Source organism: Blastococcus litoris, assembly GCF_003075095.1.
In the GTDB taxonomy this organism is placed as follows: Bacteria; Actinomycetota; Actinomycetes; order Mycobacteriales; family Geodermatophilaceae; genus Blastococcus_B; species Blastococcus_B litoris.
Map to the genome: position 1 here is coordinate 56,550 of NZ_QCZF01000008.1, position 21,029 is coordinate 77,578.

Here is a 21,029-nt window from a genome sequence, read left to right on the forward strand (position 1 = left end):
GGGTGGCACAGGGGGGAACGGCGCCGGTCTACCGGCTCGTCACGGGTGAGGCCCCTCGGCTCACCGCACCCCGGCTCGACCCCACCCAGCAGGCGGTCGTCGACCACGAGTCCGGCCCGCTGCTCGTCCTCGCCGGCCCCGGCACCGGCAAGACGACGACCATCGTCGAGGCGGTCGCGGCACGGATCGACGGCGGCATCGACCCCGAGCAGATCCTCGTCCTGACCTTCAGCCGCAAGGCGGCCGCCGAGCTGCGCACGCGCATCACCGGACGCGTCGCGCGCACCATCCGCGAGCCGCTCGCCCGCACGTTCCACTCCTACGCCTACGGCGTCCTCCGCCGGGCCGCGCTGCTGCGCGGAGACGCCCCGCCGCGTCTGCTGACCTCCGCCGAGCAGGACGCCGTCGTCGCCGAGCTCCTGCGCGGTGATGCGGAGGAGGAGGGCGCCGTCCGCTGGCCCGACGCGCTGGCCCCCGCCCTCGGCACCGCGGGCTTCCGCAGCGAGCTGCGCGACCTGCTGATGCGCGCCACCGAGCGCGGTGTCGGCTCCCGGCAGCTCGCCGCATGGGGCAGGGACACCGGCCGCGACCACTGGGTGCTCGCCGCCGCGTTCCAGGAGCAGTACGAGAACGTCACGACCTTCGCCACGGTCAGCCGTGGCGACGCCTCCGGCTACGACCCGGCCGAACTCGTGCGGGCGGCGATCGCCGAGCTGGAGGACGACCCCGAGCTGCTGCGGCAGGAGCGCGAGCGGGCCCGCTGGCTGTTCGTCGACGAGTACCAGGACACCGACCCGGCCCAGGTCGAGCTGCTCGAGCTGCTCGCCGGGGGAGGGGGCAACCTGGTCGCGGTCGGCGACCCCGACCAGGCGATCTACGCGTTCCGCGGCGCCGAGCCGCGCGGGATGGTCGAGTTCGCCGAGCGCTTCCGGCACACCGACGGCCGGCCCGCCGGCCGGGTGTCGCTCGGCGTGTGCCGCCGATCGGGCGAGGAGCTGCTCCGGATCAGCCGGAAGGTCGCCGAGGGACTGCCCGGGCCGTGGGAGCACCGTCGCCTCGTCCCCGGTGGGGCGACCGACCCGGGCGCGGCCGAGGTGCACGTCTTCGGCTCCGCCGCGGTGGAGGCGGCCTACCTCGCCGACGTCCTGCGCCGCGCCCACCTGCTCGACCGCGTGCCGTGGTCGCAGATGGCCGTCATCGTCCGCTCGTCCATGGCCCTGGGGCCGCTGCGCCGCGCGCTGGCCTCGGCCGGTGTGCCCGTCGCGGTCTCGACGGACGACCTGCCGCTGGCCGGCCAGCCGGCGGTCGCGCCGCTGCTGACGGCGCTGGACGCGCTGCTCCCGGCAGCCGGGTCCGACGGTGCAGCCGTCGGGCTCGAGGAGCCGGCGGCCGAGGCGCTGCTCGCGTCGCCGCTCGGCGGGGCGACGGTGCTCGACCTCCGCCGCCTGCGCCGGGCCGTCCGCATCGCCCTCGTCAGGCAGGGCGTCGACCCGGCCGAGCGCGGCGCCCCGCTGGCCCTCGCCCTCGGCGACGACACCCTGATCGACGCGCTGCCCGACCACGTCGCCGCCCCTGCGCGCCGGGTGGCTGCCGTCCTGTCCGCGGGGCGGCTCGCGCTGGCCCACGACGGCACCGCGGAGGACGTCCTCTGGGCGATGTGGCAGGCCAGCGGCCTGGCCACCACGTGGGCCCGGGCGAGCGCAGCCGGCGGGCCGTCGGGTGCGGTGGCCGACCGCGACCTCGACGCCGTCGTGGCCCTCTTCGACGCGGCGGCCGGGTTCGTCGACCGCCTGCCGTCGGCCGACGTCCGGGCGTTCGTCGCGCACCTCTCCGCCCAGGAGCTGCCCGGTGACACCGGCGCGGCGCGCGCGGTCGCGGGAGAGACCGTGCGGCTGCTCACCGCCCATGCGTCCAAGGGCCTCGAGTGGGACGTCGTGTGCGTCGCCGGCGTCCAGGAAGGCGTCTGGCCCGACCTGCGCGAGCGGTCCAGCCTGCTCGGCATCGAGGAGCTGGTCGAGCGCGCCTCGGGCGTCGACGGCACCGCGGTCGACCGCCGCACCCTGGCCCTGGCCGAGGAGCGACGCCTGTTCTACGTCGCCTGCACCCGGGCGCGGGCGCGGCTGGCCGTCACCGCCGTCGAGGGTGCCCTGGACGGCGCCGACGCAGGAGCCACCGCCTCCCGCTTCCTCGACCTCGTCGTGCCCCCGCCGGAGGACGGCCGTCCGCTCACCGAGCTGCCCCGGTCCCTCACCCTCCCCGCGCTCGTCGCCGATCTGCGGCGTGCGCTGACCGATCCCGACACCCCCGCGCACCGGCGGTCGGCCGCCGCGTCGGTCCTCCGGCGGCTCGCCGACGACGGTGTCGCCGGGGCCGCGCCGTCGAGCTGGTGGGGTCTCGCCCCGCTGTCGGACGACGCGCCCCTGGTGCCCGAGGACGACGCGGTCCGCGTGCGCCCCTCGGCGATCGAGACCTTCCAGCGCTGCCCACTGCGGTGGGTGCTCGGCGCGGTGGGCGCCGAGGCATCACCGGACACCACCCGCACCGTCGGGTCGGCGGTCCACGCGGTCGCGCAGCAGGTCGCCGAGGGATTGCCGGCGGCCGAGGCGAAGGCGGCCCTCGACTCCGAGCTCGACCAGCTGGACCTCGGCCCCGGGTGGTCGGATCAGCGGCAGCGCGTCACGGCGCAGGAGATGCTGGACAAGTTCCTCCGCTGGCACGCCGCCAACGGCCGCGAGCTCCTCGGCGCCGAGGAGGACTTCGACGTGACCGTCGGCCGCGCCCGGATCCGCGGGCAGGTCGACCGGCTCGAGCGGGACGCCGAAGGGCGGCTGGTGGTCGTCGACCTCAAGACCGGCAAGACCGCGGCGAAGAACACCGAGGAGCACGGGCAGCTGGCCGCCTACCAGGTAGCCATCGCCGCCGGCGCCTTCGGCGACCACGGGAGCGTGCCCGGTGGCGCGGCGCTGCTGCAGGTCGGCACCGGAGCCAAGGCGAAGGAGCAGCACCAGGAGCCGCTGCCCGCGGACGTGCCGGTCGGCGAGACGTGGGCCGGGGAGCTGCTCGCCCAGGTCGGCGAGGGCATGGGCGCGGCCACGTTCGAGGTCCGCACCGGGTCGCACTGCTCGCGGTGCCCCGCCCGCCGCAGCTGCCCGCTCCAGGAGCCCGGCCGGCAGGTGACGGCGTGACCCCGCGGGCGGGTGCCCCCGCCGACCAGTTGTCGTTCGACGACCTCTTCGCCGAGGAAGTTCCGGCGCCGACGGCGCCGAGGCGGTGGCTCGGCCCTGCGGAGGTCGCCGCCCGCTGCGGGCTGTCGTACGCGCCCTCGCCCGAGCAGGCGCGCGTCGTCGAGGCGCCGGCCGACCGGCCCCTCGTCGTCGTCGCCGGTGCAGGGTCCGGCAAGACGGAGACGATGGCGGCGCGGGTCTCCTGGCTGGTCGCCAACCACGTGATGGCACCGGAGGAGATCCTCGGCCTCACCTTCACCCGGAAGGCGGCCAGCGAGCTCAACGAGCGGATCCGGCTGCGGCTGGGCGCCCTCGCCCGCCACCCCGACACCGAGCCGGAGCTGCGGGAGCGGCTCGACATCGCCCAGCCCACCGTGTCGACCTACCACGGGTACGCCGCGGCGCTGGTCGCCGAGCACGGTCTGCGGATCGGTGTGGAGCCCGGCGCCGGGGTGCTCGGCCCCGCCATGTGCTGGGGGCAGGCGGCGCAGGTGGTCACCGCCTACACCGGCGACATGAGCGACGTCCCGCTGACGCTACTCACCACGGTCGAGGACGTGCTGGCGCTCGCCGCCGACCTGGGCGAGCACGACATCAGCCCGGCCGCGCTGCGCGCCTGGACGGCGCGGCTGGAGTCGCAGATCCAGGGCTACGCCGACGCCCCGCGCAAGAAGGGCCCGTACGCGCCCGTCCTGGAGATGCTCGCCCGGCAGAAGGCGCGCGTCTCGTTGCTGCCGCTGGTCGAGGCCTTCGAGGCGCGCAAGCGCTCGGCGGGCGCCATCGACTACGCCGACCAGGTCGCCTACGCGGCGCGGATCGCCGTCGCCTCGGCCGAGGTCGGCCGCCGCGAGCGGGCGCGCTGGAAGGTGGTCCTGCTCGACGAGTACCAGGACACCAGCGTCGGCCAGCTCCGCATGCTCGAGGCGCTCTTCGGCCGCGACACCGGACACCCCGTGCTGGCCGTCGGGGACCCCCGGCAGTCGATCTACGGCTGGCGCGGCGCCTCGTCCGGCACCATCGAGCGGTTCGACCACACCTTCCCCGGGCTCCCGGGGCGGCAGGCCGAACGGCTCACCCTGGCCACGAGCTGGCGCAACGACGACGCCGTCCTGGCCGTCGCGAACGCCGTCTCCGGGATGCTCCCGCCGCCGGACCAGCCGCTGCCCGACCTCGCGCCCGCCCCGACCGCCGGCCGCGGTGGGGTCACCGTCGGCCTCTACGACACCGTCGCGGACGAGACCGAGGCGTTGGCCGACCGGCTGGCCGCCTGCTGGCGGAACGAGGACCCGCTGGTGGCCCGCGAGGACGGGAAGCGTCCGACGGTCGCCGTGCTGGTGCGCACCCGCAAGCAGCTGCCCGGCATCGCCGCGGCGCTGCGCGAGCGCGGCCTGCCCGTCGAGGTGGTCGGGCTCGGCGGCCTCCTTGAGGTCCCCGAGGTCTCCGACGTCATCGCGACCCTCACGGTCCTGGTCGACCCGACCGCCGGGGACGCGCTGGGCCGGCTCCTCAGCGGTGCCCGCTGGCGGATCGGACCCCGCGACCTCGCCGCCCTCGAGGCGCGTGCCCGTGCGCTCGTGCACTCCCGCCGGCCGGCCGCCGCGGACGGCGCGCCGGCGGTCGAGGCGCCGTCCGAGCGCGGCAGCATCGTCGAGGCCCTCGACGACCTCGGTGGCCCGGACGCCTACTCGCAGGCCGGCTACCGGCGGCTGCGCCGGCTCGGCGCAGAGCTCGGGCACCTGCGTGCCCGGTTGTCGGAGTCGCTGCCCGACCTGGTCGACGAGGTCGCGCGGACGCTTGGCCTGGAGACCGAGCTCGCCAGTGCGCCCGGCGCCAGCCCGGCCGGCGCCCGCGCCCACCTCGACGCGTTGCACGGGGTCGCGGCCGAGTTCACCGAGCTGGCCGAGCTGCCGTCGCTGCCGGCCTTCCTCGGCTACCTGAAGGACGCCGAGGAGCGCGAGCGCGGGCTGGAGCCCGGCGAGGTCGCCGTGAACCCCGAGGCGGTGCAGCTGCTCACCGGGCACTCGGCCAAGGGGCTGGAGTGGGACGTCGTCGCCGTCCCCGGCCTCACCGCCGACCAGTTCCCGGCCAAGGCGGACACCAGCGACTCGTGGATCCGCGACCCCGGCGCCGTCCCGGCCGACCTGCGGCTCACCGACCGCGAGGAGCTCCCGCGGCTGCGCCTGCCCGTGCCCGGCTCGGGCGACCAGGCAGTGGTCAAGCAAGCGCTGGAGGAGTACGTCCAGGAGTGGAAGGACTTCGGCACCGCCGAGGAGATCCGCCTGGGCTATGTCGCGGTCACCCGTGCCCGGCACCTCCTGCTGTGCTCGGGCAGCTGGTGGCGCGACGGCGTGAAGCCGTGCGGACCGTCGTCGCTGCTGCTCACCGCCCGGCAGGCGTGCGAGGACGGCGCGGGCGCCGTCGTGCACTGGGCGGAGCCGCCGGCGGACGACGCGACGAACCCGGCGCTGGAGGAGTGGCCGGTCGGCATCTGGCCGGCCGACCCGCTCTCGTCCGGGCGCCGCCGCGCGCTCACCGCCGCCGCCGAGCTGGTCACCGGCGCCGCTCCGCACCCGCTCGACGCCGAGCAGGTCCTCGACGGCGGTGACCCGCTCGTCGAGCTGTGGGTGCGCGACGCCGACCTGCTGCTGCGCGAGCGGGCGCGACACGCCAGCCCGACGGTCGACGTCCCGCTGCCCTCGCACCTGTCGGTGTCGGCGCTCGTGACGCTCCGCCGCGACCCCGCCGAGCTGGCCCGCCGGCTGCGCCGCCCGATGCCGGCCGCGCCCGCGCCGCAGGCCCGGCGCGGCACCGCGTTCCACGCGTGGCTGGAGGAGCGGTTCGGTGCCGCCAAGCTCGTCGACCTCGACGAGCTGCCGGGCTCCGGGGACGAGTTCGCGGCGCCGGACGGCGTGCTGGCCGAGCTGCAGGAGGCGTTCCTCGCGAGCGAGTGGGCCGACCGCCAGCCCGCCGAGGTCGAGGTGCCGTTCGAGACGCCGCTGGGCCCGCTGACCCTGCGCGGGCGCATCGACGCGGTCTTCCAGCGGGAGGACGGCGGGTTCGAGGTCATCGACTGGAAGACCGGCCCGCCGCCGGCCGGTGGCGAGCTGTCCGCCGCGGCGGTGCAGCTGGCCGCCTACCGGATCGGCTGGTCGCGCCTGACCGGTGTGCCCGTCGACCAGGTCAGCGCCGGCTTCCACCACGTCGCCGCGAACCTCACGCTCCGCCCGGTCGACCTGCTCGACGAGACCGGCCTGCTGGACCTCGTCGCCGGGGCCTGACGCCCGCAGGCCGGGGCGAGCTGCGGAGGCCGGTGTGCCCACGGACCCAGAGGGCTGAGGACCTCCGGCTCTGCGCCCGGGACAGGACACCGACGAGGGTCGAGCGTCGACGGCAGTCCGAGTTCCGACGCTCGAGGAGTTCCCGTGACCACCACCCGCACCGGTCCCGACGTCGTCGGTGAGACCGTCCCGCGCGTGTCCCGCCGCGGCGTGGCGGGGTTGCTCCTGCTGATCGCCGGGTCGGGTGTCCTCCTCGGCATCACGACCGCGGAGGTCCTGTACCCGGCGGAGTACGACGTCCACAGCAACACCGTCAGCGACCTCGCCGCGATGCGACCCGACGACCTGGTGCGGCAGCCGTCGGCGGCCATCTTCAACGTCACGATGATCGTCGCCGGCGCACTCATCGTCACCGCTGCGGTGCTCCTGCACCGTTCCCGCGCCCGCCTCCTGGAGACGCTGCCGGTAGCGGGGCTCGGGATCGGCATGATCGGCGTCGGCCTCTTCCCCGGGAACACCGTGATGGCGGTGCACCAGGCGGTGTCCCTCGCGACCTTCCTGTGCGGAGGTCTGGCGGCGATCCTCACCGCCCGGCTGTCGGCCCCGGCGCTGCGTCCGGTGCACGTCGTGCTCGGCGGCGTCGGGCTGGCGTTCCTGCTCGGCTACACCTTCCTGGGGGACCTGGCCGTCTTCGACCGGCTGGGGGAGGGCGGCGTGGAGCGGTGGATCGTCTACACCGTGGTCCTGTGGATCGTCGTCTTCGGCGCGGGACTGGCGGGGGAACGGCGCGAGCCGGCAGAGGTGCCGTGACCGGACGTCACGTCGACGCGATGCGGTCCAGGATCGCGCGGGCCAGCTGCTCCGGCGCCTGCTCCGGGATCCAGTGGGTGATGCCCGGCAGCTCCACGAACCGGTAGTCGCCGGTCACGTAGTTCGCGCACGCCTCGGCAGCGGTCCGGCCGATGGCGGCGTCCCCGTCGCTCCAGACGTACGTCGTCGGCAGGTCGACCGGGTCGACCCGGGTGTCCGAGCTCATCGCGCGGTACCAGTTCAGCGCGGCGGTCAACGCTCCCGGCGCCGACAGCACCGACACGTACTCCTCGATCGCCTCCGCGGGGATCCCGCTGGCCTGGTCGCCCCCGCTGAGCATCCGGCGCAGCCGCCGGGCGTCGTCCTCGAGCAGCACGTCCTCGGCCTTGCCGGCCTGCCAGAACAGCCGGATGTAGCCCGACCGCTCCTTCTGCTCGGGATCGGTCCGGTAGGCGACGGTGTAGGCGGCCGGGTGCGGCACCGAGGCGGCGGTCAGCGAGCGGACGCGGTCGGAGTGCCACGCGGCCAGGGTCCACGCCACGTTCGCGCCCCAGTCGTGGCCGACCACGTCGGCGACCGGGATCTCCAGGGCCGTCATCAGGTCGGCGGTCACCTGCGCCAGGTTCTGCGCCGAGTAGGCCTCGACCTCGCCGGGGCGGGCGCCGGGGGAGTAGCCCAGCTGGTCGGGGGCGTAGGTGCGCAGCCCGGCCTGCGCGAGCAGCGGCGACACCGCCGCCCACGACGCCGACGTCTCCGGGAACCCGTGCAGGAGCAGCACCGGGCGCCCGTCCTCCGGACCGTCGACGCGGACGTCGAAGGTCAGGTCGCCGACGTCGGTCCGCAGCAGCTCTCCGCCCATGCCCCGGACGCTAGCCGGACGCGGAGCGCGCCGCCGACGGGCACTACCGTCGGCACCCGTGAGCAACCCCGAACGCGACTTCGTGCTCGACCACGTCGACGACCTGCACACCGACCTCGAGGCCTGGGTCCGCATCCCGTCGATCTCGGCCGACCCGGCCCACGCCGGCGACGTCGCCGCCAGCGCCGAGTGGCTCGCCGACGCGCTGCGCCGCACAGGCTTCCCGACCGTCGAGATCTGGCCGACGCCTGGTGCTCCCGCCGTCTTCGCCGAGTGGCCGTCGGCCGACGCCGACGCCCCGGTCGCCCTCGTCTACGGCCACCACGACGTCCAGCCGGTCGACCCGCCCGAGCTGTGGGTGCACCCGCCGTTCGAGCCCACCCGTGTCGACGGTCCCGACGGACCCGAGCTGCACGGCCGCGGCGCCAGCGACGACAAGGGCGTGCTGATCGTCCACCTGCTCGGCCTGCGCGCCCACCTGGCCGCCACCGGCCGCGACACCCCCGCCGTCACCGTCAAGGTGCTGATCGAGGGCGAGGAGGAGTCGGGCTCCCCGCACTTCGCCGCCCTCCTCGCCGAGCGCCGCGCGCGGCTGGGCTGCGACGTCGTCGTCGTCAGCGACACCGGCATGGCCGCTCCCGACGTCCCGAGCGCGGTCACCGCCATGCGCGGGCTGGCCGACGCCGAGATCACCCTCCGCGGACCGGCGGTCGACCTGCACTCGGGGTCGTTCGGCGGCGCCGTCCCCAACCCGCTGCACGCCCTGGCCGAGCTGCTGGCGAGGCTGCACGACGACCAGGGCCGGGTCACGCTGCCCGGCTTCTACGACAAGGTCCGCCTGCTGACCGACCGCGAGCGCGAGCTGATGAGCCGCGTGCCCTTCGACGAGCAGGCATGGCTGGCCGGCCCGGCCGCCTCGCGCGCCACCTACGGCGAAGCCGGTTTCAGCACCCTGGAGCGCACCGGCGCCCGCCCGACCGCCGAGGTCAACGGCATGTGGGGCGGTTACACCGGCCCCGGCCACAAGACGATCATCCCTTCCGAGGCGCACGCCAAGCTCACCTTCCGGCTGGTCTCCGACCAGCGGCCCGAGGACGTCGGACCGCAGCTGCGCGCGTGGGTGGAGGCCAACGTGCCGGCCGGCATCGAGGCCGAGGTGCACACCCCGCCCGGCGGCGTCTCGCCGTGCGCCAGCGACCTCGACTCCCCGGCGATGGAGGCGCTCCTGCGTGCCATCGGCCAGGCCTTCGACACCGAGCCCGCGGACGTCCTGTTCACCCGCGAGGGCGGCAGCGGCCCCGAGGCCGACCTGGTCGAGGCGCTCGGAGCCCCCCTGCTGTTCCTCGGCGCCGGGTTGCCCACCGACCGCATCCACTCGCCGAACGAGCGCGTGCTGCTGCCGATGCTGCACCGCGGCGCCGAGGCGGCCGCCCACCTGTGGCGCGAGCTGGGCGCCATGCGGCTCCGAGGCGGTCGGTGAGCGCACCCCCCGAGGAGCGGTTCGGCCCCTACCGGGTCCTCGGGGTCCTCGGCAACGGAGGCATGGGCCGGGTCCTCCGCGCCCACGACGCCGAGCACCAGCGGGACGTCGCCCTGAAGGTCCTCCACCCGCAGTGGGCGCAGGACGAGAACTACCGCAGCCGGTTCCGGCGCGAGGCGCAGATCGCGGCCCGGCTCAACGAACCGCACGTCATCCCGATCCACCGGTACGGCGAGATCGACGGCCAGCTCTTCCTCGACATGCGCCTGGTCGAGGGGGAGAACCTCGACTCGCTGCTCCGCCGGAGCGGGCCCATGGACCCGGCGCGCGCCGTCGACGTCGTCGGCCAGGTGGCCCGGGCGCTGGACGCCGCCCACGCCGGTGGCCTGGTGCACCGGGACGTCAAGCCGTCCAACGTCCTGCTGGTCGCCCGCGGCGACGGCGGTGACCTGGCCGCCTCCGCGGCCGGCGAGGACTTCGCCTACCTGGCCGACTTCGGCATCGCCCGCATGGCCGACGAGGGCACCGGGCCGGCGCTCACCACGACGGGCACCGCGATCGGCAGCACCGAGTACATGGCGCCCGAGCGTTTCGGACCGAACCCGCCCGACGCACGGTCCGACGTCTACTCGCTGGCCTGCGTGCTGTTCGAGCTCCTCACCGGTTCCCGGCCGGTCCCTGTCTCCGAGCCCGTGGCCGCCATGTACGCGCACCTGCACGAGCAGCCGCCCGCGCCCTCCCGGGTGCGGCCCGGGGTGCCCGCCGCGCTCGACGGCGTGGTCCTGCGCGGGCTCGCCAAGGACCCGGCCCAGCGCTGGCAGACCGCCGGGCAGCTGGCGGCCGCCGCACGGTCCGCGCTCGCGGCGAGCGGCGTCCCGGTCCCACCGCCGGACGGCGTCCGCGCGGGGGTGGCGCCCGCTCCCGTGGACGGCGGGTCGGCCGGAGCGCGTCGGGCCTCCCGGGGCCTCGCCGCCCGGGCGCCCTGGCTGGTGGCCACCGCGGCGCTGGCGGCGGTCGTGCTGCTGGCCGTCGTCCTCGTCGTCCTCGACCGCCGGGTCGACGCCGCCCGCGAGGGCCGCACCGAGGCCGCCGAGCGCCTGGTGCGGTTCGCCCTGCCCGCCGGCCTCGACCGGGGGGAGTGCAGCACGGACGCCCCCGGGGACGGCGAGCTGTACGCCCTGAGCTGCCCGGCGGCGGGGCAGCCCGACGGGTTCCCGGCGTCCACCTGGACGGTGCTCGCGGACGACGGTGCCGAGGCGGCCGTGGCCGCCGTCGTCCACGACCTCGACCTCCCGGAGCTCGACGACGTGTTCTCCTGCGGCGACGAGGACGCACCCGAGGGCTGGGTGCAGCTGGCCGGCTTCGACGACGAGCCGCTCGGGCGCCTCACCTGCACCGTCGACGGCGACGGCGACCCGCAGCTGCGCTGGTACTGGGAGGACCTCGGCGTCCTCGGCTTCGCCGAGCTGCGCGGAGGTGGGGCCGAGGCCCTGGCGGACCTGCAGTCGTGGTGGTCGGACAACGCCGACCGCGGCCTCTGACCGCGGTCAGGCCCGGTTGCCGGTGCCGACGACGACGGTCGCGCCGATCTCGTCGTCGGTGACCACCCTCGGCGCGAACCCGGCCGCGGCGACCACCGCGGTCGCCGTCGGCACCTGGGCCTCGCCGACCTCGAAGAGCAGCGACCCGCCGGGCGCCAGCCACGCACCGGCGCCCCCGACGACCCGCCGGGCCACGTCGAGGCCGTCGCCGCCGCCGTCCAGGGCGGTGCTCGGCTCGTGGTCCCGGGCCTCCGGCGGCATGAACGCGATGGCCGCGCTCGGCACGTAGGGGACGTTGGCCACCAGGACGTCCACCCGCCCGTGCAGCGAGGACGGCAGCGCGTCGAACAGGTCGCCGAGGTGCACCGAGCCCTCGGGCAGGTTCCGGCGGGCGCAGGCCACCGCCGCCGGGTCGACGTCCGAGGCGTGCACCTCCACGCGGTCGAGCCGGTCGACGAGCGCCGCGGCCACCGCGCCCGAGCCGCAGCACAGGTCGACGACGACCGCCCCGGGCGGCGCCAGTGCCAGCGCCTCGCAGACCAGCAGCTCCGACCGGCGCCGCGGCACGAACACGCCCGGCGCCACCGCGACGCGCAGGCCGCAGAACTCGGCCCACCCCAGCAGGTGCTCCAGCGGCTCGCCGGCGACGCGGCGGCGCACCAGTTCCTCGAGCCGAGCCGAGGAGCCGGCCTCCGCGGTGAGCAGCCGCGCCTCGTCCTCGGCGAACACGCAGCCGGCCGCGCGCAGCCGGGCGACGGCAGCAACGCTCACGGCGCCTCCTCGGTGGGGGCGCGAACGCTACGCGCCGTCCTAGGGTGGACGCCGTGACCGGACCCGACCAGCCGGCCCCGCCCCCCGGCTGGTACCCCGACCCCGACGGGACACCGGGGCTCGTGCGCTGGTGGAACGGGCTCACCTGGTCCGACGTCGCCATCCCGTCCGGTCCGGGCGTCGCCGTCCAGTCCTCGCCGGTCCTCGCTCCGCCGTCGCGCCCGCCGTCGCCGGTGCCGCCGGCCGAGGAGCCGTCCGGCGGGGGCGGCGGCGCGCGGACGGCCTGGGTCGTCGGCGTCTCGCTCGTCGTGCTGGTCGCCGTCGTCGTGGCCGCCGTGTTCCTGGGCCGGCCCGCGTCGGAACCGGTCGCGGAGCAGCCGACGCCGTCCGCGCAGCTGCCGCCGGCCGGACCGGAGTTCCCGCCGGGGACCGTGCGGATCATCGACGAGGCCTCCGGGATCTCCTACCCCTACCTCGGCGAGAACTGGTACGAGTTCGACCTGGGCATGCAGGCCGAGGTCACCGCGATCGCCGGGCAGTACTTCGTCACCCAGGACCTGACCCCCGAGGGGACGACGTTCATCGCCCAGTGCACGTCCGGCCCGCTCTCGGACGGCCTCGGCTGGGCCGGCCCGTCGACGCTGCAGACGACGACGCTCACCATCGCCGACAGCGTGCGGTTCAACTACTACCCGCGGCCCAACGAGCGGACCGTCCTCCGTGACGAGGCGCGCACCGTCGACGGGCACGAGGCCTACCTCTACGAGTTCCAGCTGGCGTGGGATGCCCCGGGCTACGACGCGAGCGGGGAACGCGCGGCGCTGCTGCTCATCGACGTCGGCCGGCCCGCGCCTGCGCTGCTCTACCTCTCGATCCCCAACACCCACGCCGAGCTCTACGGCGTGATCGACCGGGTCATCGACGCCGTCGACGTGCTGTGACACGGCGATCCTCCGGATCGCACCGCGGCCACGTGCCGTCCCCCTGCTGCGCTGAGCCGCTCCGTCGCGCCTGCGCGGACCCCTCCGGGGCCCACTCGGCCCGACACCGCTGCCCTCGCCGATCGTCCTCCGCCGTTACTGTCGTGGTGTGACTGCAGCCGGGACCGAACTGACCCTGCGGCACCCGGTGGAACGCTTCACCCTCGACAACGGGCTGCGCGTCGTCCTCGCCCCCGACCGCAGCGTGCCGGTGGTCGCGGTGAGCGTCTTCTACGACGTCGGGATGCGCAACGAACCCGAGGGGCGCACGGGCTTCGCCCACCTCTTCGAGCACATGATGTTCCAGGGCTCGGCCAACGTGCCGAAGATGGAGCACGCCCGCCTGGTGCAGGCGGCCGGCGGCACCTTCAACGGCTCGACCCACCAGGACTACACGAACTACTTCGAGGCGCTCCCGGCCGAGGCCCTCGAACGCGCGCTCTTCCTCGAGGCCGACCGCATGGCGGCGCCGGCGATCACCGAGGAGAACCTCCGCAACCAGATCGACGTGGTGAAGGAGGAGATCCGGGTCAACGTGCTCAACCGGCCCTACGGCGCCTTCCCCTGGCTGCAGCTGCCGCAGATCGCCTTCGAGAGCTTCGCCAACACCCACGACGGCTACGGCTCCTTCGTCGACCTCGAGTCCTCGACCGTCGACGACGCGGCCGACTTCTTCTCCACCTACTACGCACCCGGCAACGCCGTCCTCTGCATCGGCGGCGACCTCGACGTCGCCGAGACCGAGCGGCTGGTCCAGCGGTGGTTCGGCCCGGTGACCGCCCGACCGGTGCCGCCGCTCCCGCCGACCGGTGAGCCGCTGCCGACGAGCGTGCGCACCACGGTCGTCGAGGACGCGCTGGCCCCCGCGCCGGCCCTGGCCATCGGCTGGCGGGTCCCCGACCCCGTCGGCGACTTCGACCGCTACCTGGGCACCGTGCTGCTCGGCGAGCTGCTCAGCGAGGGCGACGCCTCCCGGCTGGAGCGCCGGCTCGTGCACGACGACCGCATCGCCATCGCGCAGAGCAGCTACGTCGGTCTCTTCGGTGACCCGTTCGACGTCCGGGACGCCACGCTGCTCACCACCCAGGTGCACCACCCCGCCGCCGTCGCGCCGGAGACGGTGCAGGCCGCGGTGCACGAGGAGGTCGCGAAGATCGCCGACGACGGCGTCCCCGCCGACGAGCTGCGCCGCGTGCAGGCCCGCACCGAGGCGCAGCTGCTCCGGCAGGCCGACTCGGTGCTGGGCCGGACCCTCGGCTTCGCCGCTGCGGAGCTGGTCCACGGCCGTGCCGAGCTCGCCGGCGAGCTGGCCGCGCGGCTCGCTGCGGTGACGCCCGAGCAGGTGCAGGCCGCGGCCCGCGACCTGGATCCCGGCACCGCCGCCGTCCTCGAGCTGCGCGCCACGGGAGGACGGCGATGAGTCTCGACCTGTCCCTGATCCCGCCGCTGGGGGAGCCGCGGCCGCAGCCCGTCCCGACGGCGGTCGAGTCGACGCTGCCGAGCGGCCTGCGGCTGGTCGTGGTCCCGCGCCCCGGCGTCCCGCTGATCGAGCTGCGGCTGCGCGTGCCCTTCGCGGCGACGACGGCCGCCGACGCCGGCCTGCACACCGCGCAGGGCTCCGTGCTCTCCGGAGCGGTCCTGCTGGGCACCGCTGCCCACGACCAGACCGGCATCGCCCAGCTCCTGCAGGGCCACGGAGCCGAGCTGTCGGTCTCCACCGACCCCGACCGGCTGCTCTTGGCGACCACGCTGCTGCCCGACGGGCTCGGCCCCGTCCTCGGGGTGCTGGCCGAGCTGCTGACCGGGGCCACCTACCCCGACGACAAGGTGGAGGGCGAGCGCGAGCGCGTCGCCGAGCGGATCGCGATCGCCCTCTCCCAGCCCGGCGTCATCGCGCGCAGCGCCCTGGCCGCGCGACGCTACGGCGACCACCCCTACGCGATCACGCTCCCGGACCCGGGACTGGTGACCGGCGTCGACGGCGCCGCGCTGCGCGAGCTCCACCGCGCGCGGGTGCTCCCCGCAGGCAGCAGCCTGGTGCTCGTGGGCGACCTCGACCCGGCGGCCGCCGCCGACGCGGTCGCCGCGGCGCTGGGGGAGTGGGCCGGCAGCGGGCACGCCGTCGAGGCGCCCCCGGCACCCGAGCTGCACGGCGCCGGCATCGAGGTGGTCGACCGTCCTGGGGCGGTGCAGTCGAACATCCGCCTCGGCGGCCCGGCTCCCGGCCGGACCGACCCCGACCTGCCCGCGGTGCGCCTGGCCAACATGATCTACGGCGGGTACTTCTCCTCCCGCCTGGTCGAGAACATCCGCGAGAACAAGGGCTACACGTACAGCCCGCGCAGCTCGGTCGACCACCTGGCCGCCGGCTCGTCGTTCCTCGTCGAGGCCGACGTCGCGACCGAGGTCACCGGCCCCGCACTGCTCGAGACCTGGTACGAGCTCGGCCGCATGGCCCTGCTGCCGGTGACCGAGGCCGAGCTCGACGCGGCGCGGCGCTACGTGCTGGGCAGCATGGCGCTGTCCACGGCCACGCACGCCGGGCTCGCCAGCACCCTCTCCGCCCTGGTCGGCGCGGGCCTGCCGCCGGGCTGGCTGGCCGAGCACCAGCAGGCACTGGCCCAGGTGACGGTCGAGCAGGTCCGGGAGGTCTCGCACCGGTACCTCGCCTCGACCGGGCTCACCGCGGTGGTCGTGGGCGACGCCGAGCGGATCTCCGGTCCGCTGGGTGCGCTCGCCCCGGTCAGCGTCCGGGCCGGCACCCCCGGATGACGGTCCCCGCATCCGCGTGGCCGGAGGGCACCGGTCCCTCCACCGGCGAGGTCCCGGTGCTCAGCCGCGTCGCGCACGACCGGGCGCACCTGTCCCGCACGCAGCCCGACCCCACGGGCGGGCGGCCGGTCCGCGTCCTGACCGTCGACCTGAAGCGCACCGTGCCGGTGGTCGAGGGCGCCACCGGGCCGGCCCTGGTCTGGGACGAGCAGCCCGAGCTGCCCCTGGGCGCGGTCTACCTCGGCGAGGCCGACGGCGTCCCGTACGCGGCCGTACGCGGCGAGCGCTCCCTCACCGTGAACGGGCGGCCGGTGGACACCTGGACCGGGCTGCGCGAGGTCGGCGCCGACCTGGGTGACCTGGACGCCGGCCTGCTCGTCGAGGCCATCGGCATCCTGGAATGGCACGACCGGCACCGCTTCAGCCCGCTGACCGGCAACGCCACCACCGTGGAGCGCGCCGGCTGGGTGCAGCGCGACCCGGAGACCGGCACCGAGTTCTTCCCGCGCACCGACCCCGCGGTGATCATGCTCGTCCACGACGGCGACCGCGTCGTCCTCGGTCGGCAGGCCGTCTGGCCACCAGGACGCTTCTCCATCCTGGCCGGCTTCGTGGAGCCGGGGGAGTCGGCCGAGGCGGCGGTGGCCCGCGAGGTCGCCGAGGAGGTCGGCCTGGCGGTGACCGGCATCCGGTACGTCGGCAGCCAGCCCTGGCCGTTCCCGCAGTCGCTGATGCTGGGCTTCGTCGCCCGCGTCGATGGTCCCGACGACCTCGTGCTCGACCCCACGGAGATCGAGGAGGCCCGCTGGTTCACGCGGGAGGAGCTGGCTCGAGGGGAGGGACCGGCCGCGCTGCCGCCGCCGGTCTCGATCGCCCGGCACATCCTCGACCGCTGGATCGCCGGCGAGTTCAGCTGAGGAAGCGGCCGGCCAGCACGAGGGCCGGCCGGTCCGGGTGGTCGGCGAGGACGACGGCGTCGGCGAGCGCGGCCGGGTCGACCTCCTCGTCGTACCGGTCGAAGGCCGGCAGCTCCCAGGCCTGGTCCGGCGGGGTGAGCCGGCGGCGCGCGGCCGGTGCCATCCGCAGGTGGACCACGACGTCGAAGGGCAGCCCGATGCCCTGCAGGAGGGGCCCGGGCACCAGCAGCACGCCCGCCGGTGGGGCCGGCAGCCGGCGGGCCCGGGCGGCGCGGTCGCGGACGACGTCCCACAGCACGGGCAGGTACTCGCCGGTCCCGCCGGGCCCCACGGGGGCGAGCACCTCGCGGGTGAGCGCCCCGGCGTCGAGCCAGTCGGTGTAGCGGGCGTCGGGGTCGGTGCGTCCGTGCTCCAGCCGGAGCGAGGCTGGGCGGTAGAAGCCGTCGGCGGGGACGACGACGGCCGGGCGGCCCAGCGTCGGGAGGTGGTCGGCGACCGCCGCCGCGAGGCGCGCGGGAGCCGCCGCGTCCGGGCCGTCGAGGGCTATGCGCAGCGCGGATGCGCCCGGCTCGGGTGGCAGCGGGGCCAGGAGGGCGGCCAGGCGCTCGGCGAGGGCCGGCGGGGTGAGCGGCTGCGGACTGCTCAGGAAACGCCGTCCACGGCGGCGGCCGACGGCTCGCGGGGCGCGCGGGGCAGCGGGGGAGCCACCTCGGCGACCACGGCGCCGGGACGCAGCCCGGGAGCGGGTACCGACCGGCTCCCGCGGCGGGAGGCGTCGTCGGCCGGTGGGGGGTCGGCGGTCAGGCCGTCGAGGACCTCGCGGGCCAGCTCGGCGACCGGCCGGCCCTGGGAGCGGGCGTCGCGGCGCAGCGACTCGAACGCGTCGCGGGCGCTGGTGCCGTGCCGCTCGGCCAGCACACCGATGGCGCGCTCGGTGGAGACGCGCGCGGCCAGGGCGTGCTCGAGCTGCGCGACGGTGCGCTCCAGCTCGGCCACCCGTGCGGCCGCCGGGTCGAGCGGTTCGGCCTCCGAGGCGGGACCCCGGGCCGACCGGCGGGCGGTGCGGTCGGGCTCGACGAGGGCACCGAACTCCTCGGCCACGAGGTCGGCGAGCGAGAGACCCTCCACCAGGTCTGCCGCCGGGTCGGCCCCGGCCGGGGACTGGACCGCCCAGCCGCGGGCAGTGCGGGTCAGCGCCACCGGGGAGGGGCAGGGCCCAGCCGGGGAGGGGGACTCGGGTCCCGAATTCTCCACGGGGGCCTCCGGGAGGGAGTCCGGCGAAGCGTGCCGGAGGACGTCGGTGCCGCGGTCGCGGCCCGCTCCAGGGCGATTGTGCCCTGTCGAGGGCCGGGGACCGGGGATCACCTGGTGCTCACGCCTCCGCAGCCGAGCTCAGCTGGGCCTTCACCTGGTCGATCGAGGGGTTGGTCAGCGCGACGCCGTCCGGGAACACCAGCGTGGGCACGGTGCGGTTGCCGCCGTTGGCCTGCATGACCAGCTCGGCCGCCGTGGCGTCGCGCTCGATGTTGACCTCGGAGAAGGCGATCCCCTCGCGCTCCATGAGCTTCTTGAGCCGGACGCAGTACCCGCACCAGTCGGTGGTGTACATGGTCACGAGGGCCGTGGGGGTCGAGGTCATCGAGGGGGATCCTCCCTGGTAGCGCCGAGCGGGTCCACCCCCGTGAGGGTGGCCTTGATCTGTCCCCGGACCAACGCCCCGACCCTGGGGATGCTTCCCGGCCTCGTCGCACCCGGCTGAGAGGATCGGGGTACGCACGTCGGCCGCGAGGACGGAAGGGGGTCCGATGGCGCAGACCGGAGCCGAACCGGCCTCCCGGGCCGAGGCCGTGCTCGCCGCGCTCGACGACGAGCAGCGCGCCGCCGCGCAGGCGGTCACCGGGCCGGTGTGCATCCTCGCCGGCGCCGGCACCGGCAAGACGCGCACGATCACGCACCGGATCGCCTACGGCGTCCACTCGGGGGTCTACGTCCCGGAGCAGGTCCTCGCCGTCACCTTCACCGCCCGGGCGGCGGGCGAGCTGCGCGGGCGTCTGGCCGCCCTGGACGTCGGCGGCGTGCAGGCCCGCACCTTCCACGCCGCGGCGATGCGCCAGCTGCGCTACTTCGCGCCCCGGGTGCTCGGCGGCCCCATGCCGGGGCTGATCGAGAACAAGCTCCGCGTGGTCGCGACGGCGGCGGCGCGCAACCGCCTCACCACCGACCGCGCCAGCCTCCGCGACCTGGCCAGCGAGATCGAGTGGGCGAAGACCACCCTGGCCACGCCCGACGACTACCCGGCGCGAGCGCAGGCGGCCGGTCGCGAGCCGCCGTTCGACGCCGCCGCCGTGGCGTCCGTGTACGCCAGCTACGAGACCGCCAAGCAGCGCGACGGTGCCCTGGACTTCGAGGACCTGCTGCTGGTCACCGCCTACGCGATCGAGGAGCACCCCGCGGTCGCCCGCGAGGTGCGCGCGCAGTACCGGCACTTCGTCGTCGACGAGTACCAGGACGTCAACCCGCTCCAGCAGCGGCTCCTCGACGCGTGGCTGGGCGGCCGTGCCGAGGTCTGCGTCGTCGGCGACCCCAACCAGACCATCTACTCCTTCACCGGCGCCGATCCCGACTACCTGCTCGGCTTCGCCGACCGGTATCCCGACGCCGCGGTGGTCAAGCTCGAGCGCGACTACCGCTCGACCCCGCAGGTGGTCGGCCTGGCCAACCGGCTGATCGGGCAGGCGCCGAAGCGCAAGGGGCTGCCCGGCCTGCGGCTGCTCGGCCAGCGCCCCGACGCAGGCGAGCCCACGTTCGTCGAGCACCCCGACGAGCCGGCCGAGGCGGCCGCGGTCGCGGCGAGGTGCAAGGCCCTCATCGACTCCGGGATGCCGGCTGCGGAGATCGCGGTGCTCTTCCGCATCAACGCCCAGTCGGAGGTCTACGAGTCGGCGCTGGCCGACGTCGGGGTGCCCTACGTGCTCAAGGGCGGGGAGCGCTTCTTCGAGCGGCCCGAGGTCCGCGAGGCCGTGCTGCTGCTCCGCGGCGCCGCCGCCGGGGGCAGCGACCCCGGCGCGCTGGTGCCCACGGTCCGCGACGTGCTGGCCTCCATGGGTTGGGCCGAGCACCGGCCGCCGGCCGGCGGAGCCGCCCGGGACCGCTGGCAGTCCCTGGCCGCCCTCGTCGACCTCGCCGTCGACCTCGTCCAGGAGAACCCGACGCTCGACCTGGCCGGCTTCGTCGGGCACCTCGCAGAGCGGGCCAACGCCCAGCACGCCCCCACGGTGCAGGGCGTCACGCTGGCGTCGATGCACGCGGCCAAGGGCCTGGAGTGGGACGCCGTCTTCGTCGTGGGCCTGGTCGACGGCGTCGTGCCGATCTCCCAGTCGTTGAGCAGGCCCGTCGCGGTCGAGGAGGAGCGTCGCCTGCTCTACGTGGCCATCACGCGGGCGCGCGAGCACCTCTCGCTCTCCTGGTCGCTCGGGCGCAACCCGGGGGCCAAGCGCGCCCGTCCGCGCAGCCGCTTCCTCGACGGGCTGGCCCCCGGCTCCGGTCCCACCGCTCCCGCGGCCCGCCGGCCGGCCAAACGGGCGAAGGTGGTCCTCGAGGGCGAGGCGGGGGAGCTGTTCGAGCGGCTCCGGGCATGGCGCAGCCAGGCGGCGCAGTCGGCGTCGGTGCCGGCCTACGTCGTCTTCACCGACGCGACCCTCCAGGCCATCGCGGAGACCCGGCCCTCGACGATGCGCGAGCTGTCGGGGCTCCCCGGTATCGGCGCCCGCAAGCTGGAGCTCTACGGCGCGGACGTGCTGGCCACCGTCACCACCTGACCTGCGCCGGCGCCGCTCCGGACGCGGGCCGGGGTCCGCCCCGAGCGCGACGGCAGGCGCTCGACGTGGCCGTCCTGACACGTTCTGAGGAACTCGTCGTTAATTCGATTGACCCGCTTCCGGCCGGGGTCATAGTGTCCCCGCACACACGAGATGCACCCCCGTGCTCCTGGCCGTCCTGGCCAGGGCCGCGACCGAGGAAGGAGGGGGTACCTGTGATCAGCACGACGTGGACCAAGACCCCCGCCGATCTCCTCGGCGCGGGTGGCATCGACGTGCGCCCGGCCTACGGCCCGGGCCTGTGCGGCGGCTCCGCCGATCTCCTGGCGGTGCAGATCGCTGCGCCCACCGCTCCGCTCCAGGGGACCGGTCTGCCCGCAGGCAGCACCGCTGTCCGCCTCCGTCCCGTCACGCGCCGGCCGATCGGCGACGTCGTCGTGACCGAGCACCTCTTCCAGAACAACGGCACCACCCTCGGGATCCACTCCTCGAGGAGACCGCAGAGCTAAGCGCTCGACCGGTCCTCCTCCAGGCCGCGGAACCCGAACCCCGGGATCCGCGGCCTTTCTCTTTCTCCGC

General features: G+C 75.7%; 16 protein-coding genes. 11 read left to right on the plus strand and 5 right to left on the minus strand.

Features of this window, described 5'->3' with window-relative positions; all coding sequences use genetic code 11:
• The first annotated feature begins 2 nt into the window (after positions 1-2).
• The 3 genes from DCS98_RS17005 to DCS98_RS17015 all read left to right on the plus strand — a co-directional run bounded on the left by DCS98_RS17005 (position 3) and on the right by DCS98_RS17015 (position 7,312).
• Entirely contained in the window at positions 3-3,185 is a 3,183-nt protein-coding gene (locus tag DCS98_RS17005; RefSeq protein ID WP_116452583.1) for an ATP-dependent helicase, read from the plus strand.
• Positions 3,182-6,502, plus strand: coding sequence for an ATP-dependent helicase (locus DCS98_RS17010; RefSeq protein ID WP_116452584.1), 3,321 nt, complete (start codon positions 3,182-3,184; stop codon positions 6,500-6,502). The genes DCS98_RS17005 and DCS98_RS17010 overlap by 4 nt, the downstream gene beginning before the upstream one ends.
• Positions 6,503-6,646: 144 nt before the next feature.
• Complete coding sequence (locus tag DCS98_RS17015) at positions 6,647-7,312, plus strand: DUF998 domain-containing protein (protein WP_164704631.1); 666 nt, start codon at positions 6,647-6,649, stop codon at positions 7,310-7,312.
• Positions 7,313-7,319: 7 nt separating this feature from the next.
• Here DCS98_RS17015 and DCS98_RS17020 read toward each other — a convergent pair whose 3' ends face one another.
• Positions 7,320-8,171, minus strand: coding sequence for an alpha/beta fold hydrolase (locus tag DCS98_RS17020; RefSeq protein ID WP_116452586.1), 852 nt, complete (start codon positions 8,169-8,171; stop codon positions 7,320-7,322).
• 58 nt (positions 8,172-8,229) lie between these two features.
• Between DCS98_RS17020 and DCS98_RS17025 the strand changes: the two genes are divergently transcribed.
• Together DCS98_RS17025 and DCS98_RS23370 are read left to right on the plus strand one after the other, a co-directional pair.
• A complete protein-coding gene (locus DCS98_RS17025; RefSeq protein ID WP_116452587.1) occupies positions 8,230-9,651 on the plus strand; it encodes a M20/M25/M40 family metallo-hydrolase in 1,422 nt (473 codons plus the stop codon).
• On the plus strand, positions 9,648-11,192 hold the full coding sequence (locus tag DCS98_RS23370) for a serine/threonine-protein kinase (protein ID WP_206340316.1): 1,545 nt from the start codon (positions 9,648-9,650) through the stop codon (positions 11,190-11,192). Before DCS98_RS17025 ends, DCS98_RS23370 begins: the two co-directional genes overlap by 4 nt.
• A gap of 6 nt (positions 11,193-11,198) precedes the next feature.
• Here DCS98_RS23370 and DCS98_RS17035 read toward each other — a convergent pair whose 3' ends face one another.
• Positions 11,199-11,963, minus strand: a complete 765-nt coding sequence (locus DCS98_RS17035) for a putative protein N(5)-glutamine methyltransferase (RefSeq protein WP_116452588.1) — start codon at positions 11,961-11,963, stop codon at positions 11,199-11,201.
• 53 nt (positions 11,964-12,016) lie between these two features.
• Between DCS98_RS17035 and DCS98_RS17040 the strand changes: the two genes are divergently transcribed.
• From DCS98_RS17040 to nudC, 4 genes are all read left to right on the plus strand, one after another.
• A complete protein-coding gene (locus DCS98_RS17040) occupies positions 12,017-12,904 on the plus strand; it encodes a DUF2510 domain-containing protein (RefSeq protein ID WP_116452734.1) in 888 nt (295 codons plus the stop codon).
• 148 nt (positions 12,905-13,052) lie between these two features.
• Positions 13,053-14,363 (plus strand): M16 family metallopeptidase, encoded by a 1,311-nt coding sequence (locus DCS98_RS17045; protein ID WP_116452589.1) that lies wholly within the window; start codon positions 13,053-13,055, stop codon positions 14,361-14,363.
• A complete protein-coding gene (locus tag DCS98_RS17050; protein WP_116452590.1) occupies positions 14,360-15,715 on the plus strand; it encodes a M16 family metallopeptidase in 1,356 nt (451 codons plus the stop codon). The genes DCS98_RS17045 and DCS98_RS17050 overlap by 4 nt, the downstream gene beginning before the upstream one ends.
• Entirely contained in the window at positions 15,712-16,632 is a 921-nt protein-coding gene (gene nudC / locus DCS98_RS17055) for an NAD(+) diphosphatase (RefSeq protein ID WP_116452591.1), read from the plus strand. The genes DCS98_RS17050 and nudC overlap by 4 nt, the downstream gene beginning before the upstream one ends.
• On the opposite strand, the gene DCS98_RS23685 is transcribed toward nudC, so the two are convergent.
• From DCS98_RS23685 to DCS98_RS17070, 3 genes are all read right to left on the minus strand, one after another.
• Complete coding sequence (locus DCS98_RS23685) at positions 16,625-16,963, minus strand: hypothetical protein (protein ID WP_241038213.1); 339 nt, start codon at positions 16,961-16,963, stop codon at positions 16,625-16,627. The two genes, nudC and DCS98_RS23685, sit on opposite strands and share 8 nt — an antisense overlap.
• 311 nt (positions 16,964-17,274) lie before the next feature.
• Positions 17,275-17,832, minus strand: a complete 558-nt coding sequence (locus DCS98_RS17065) for an ANTAR domain-containing protein (RefSeq protein ID WP_241038215.1) — start codon at positions 17,830-17,832, stop codon at positions 17,275-17,277.
• A 172-nt stretch (positions 17,833-18,004) separates the two neighbouring features.
• Positions 18,005-18,271: a mycoredoxin gene (locus tag DCS98_RS17070; RefSeq protein WP_116452594.1), complete on the minus strand. Its 267-nt coding sequence runs from the start codon at positions 18,269-18,271 to the stop codon at positions 18,005-18,007.
• Positions 18,272-18,437: 166 nt separating this feature from the next.
• On the opposite strand from DCS98_RS17070, the gene DCS98_RS17075 reads away from it, so the two are divergent.
• Positions 18,438-20,450, plus strand: coding sequence for an ATP-dependent helicase (locus tag DCS98_RS17075; protein WP_116452595.1), 2,013 nt, complete (start codon positions 18,438-18,440; stop codon positions 20,448-20,450).
• A gap of 215 nt (positions 20,451-20,665) precedes the next feature.
• Positions 20,666-20,959: a hypothetical protein gene (locus DCS98_RS17080; protein WP_116452596.1), complete on the plus strand. Its 294-nt coding sequence runs from the start codon at positions 20,666-20,668 to the stop codon at positions 20,957-20,959.
• The last annotated feature ends 70 nt before the right edge of the window (positions 20,960-21,029 follow it).

Coding starts and splice junctions, on each gene's coding strand:
- DCS98_RS17020 (WP_116452586.1), bottom strand. CDS start 8,171: ATGGGCGGAGAGCTGCTGCGGACCGACGTCGGCGACCTGACCTTCGAC.
- nudC (WP_116452591.1), top strand. CDS start 15,712: ATGACGGTCCCCGCATCCGCGTGGCCGGAGGGCACCGGTCCCTCCACC.
- DCS98_RS17050 (WP_116452590.1), top strand. CDS start 14,360: ATGAGTCTCGACCTGTCCCTGATCCCGCCGCTGGGGGAGCCGCGGCCG.
- DCS98_RS17070 (WP_116452594.1), bottom strand. CDS start 18,271: ATGACCTCGACCCCCACGGCCCTCGTGACCATGTACACCACCGACTGG.
- DCS98_RS17075 (WP_116452595.1), top strand. CDS start 18,438: ATGGCGCAGACCGGAGCCGAACCGGCCTCCCGGGCCGAGGCCGTGCTC.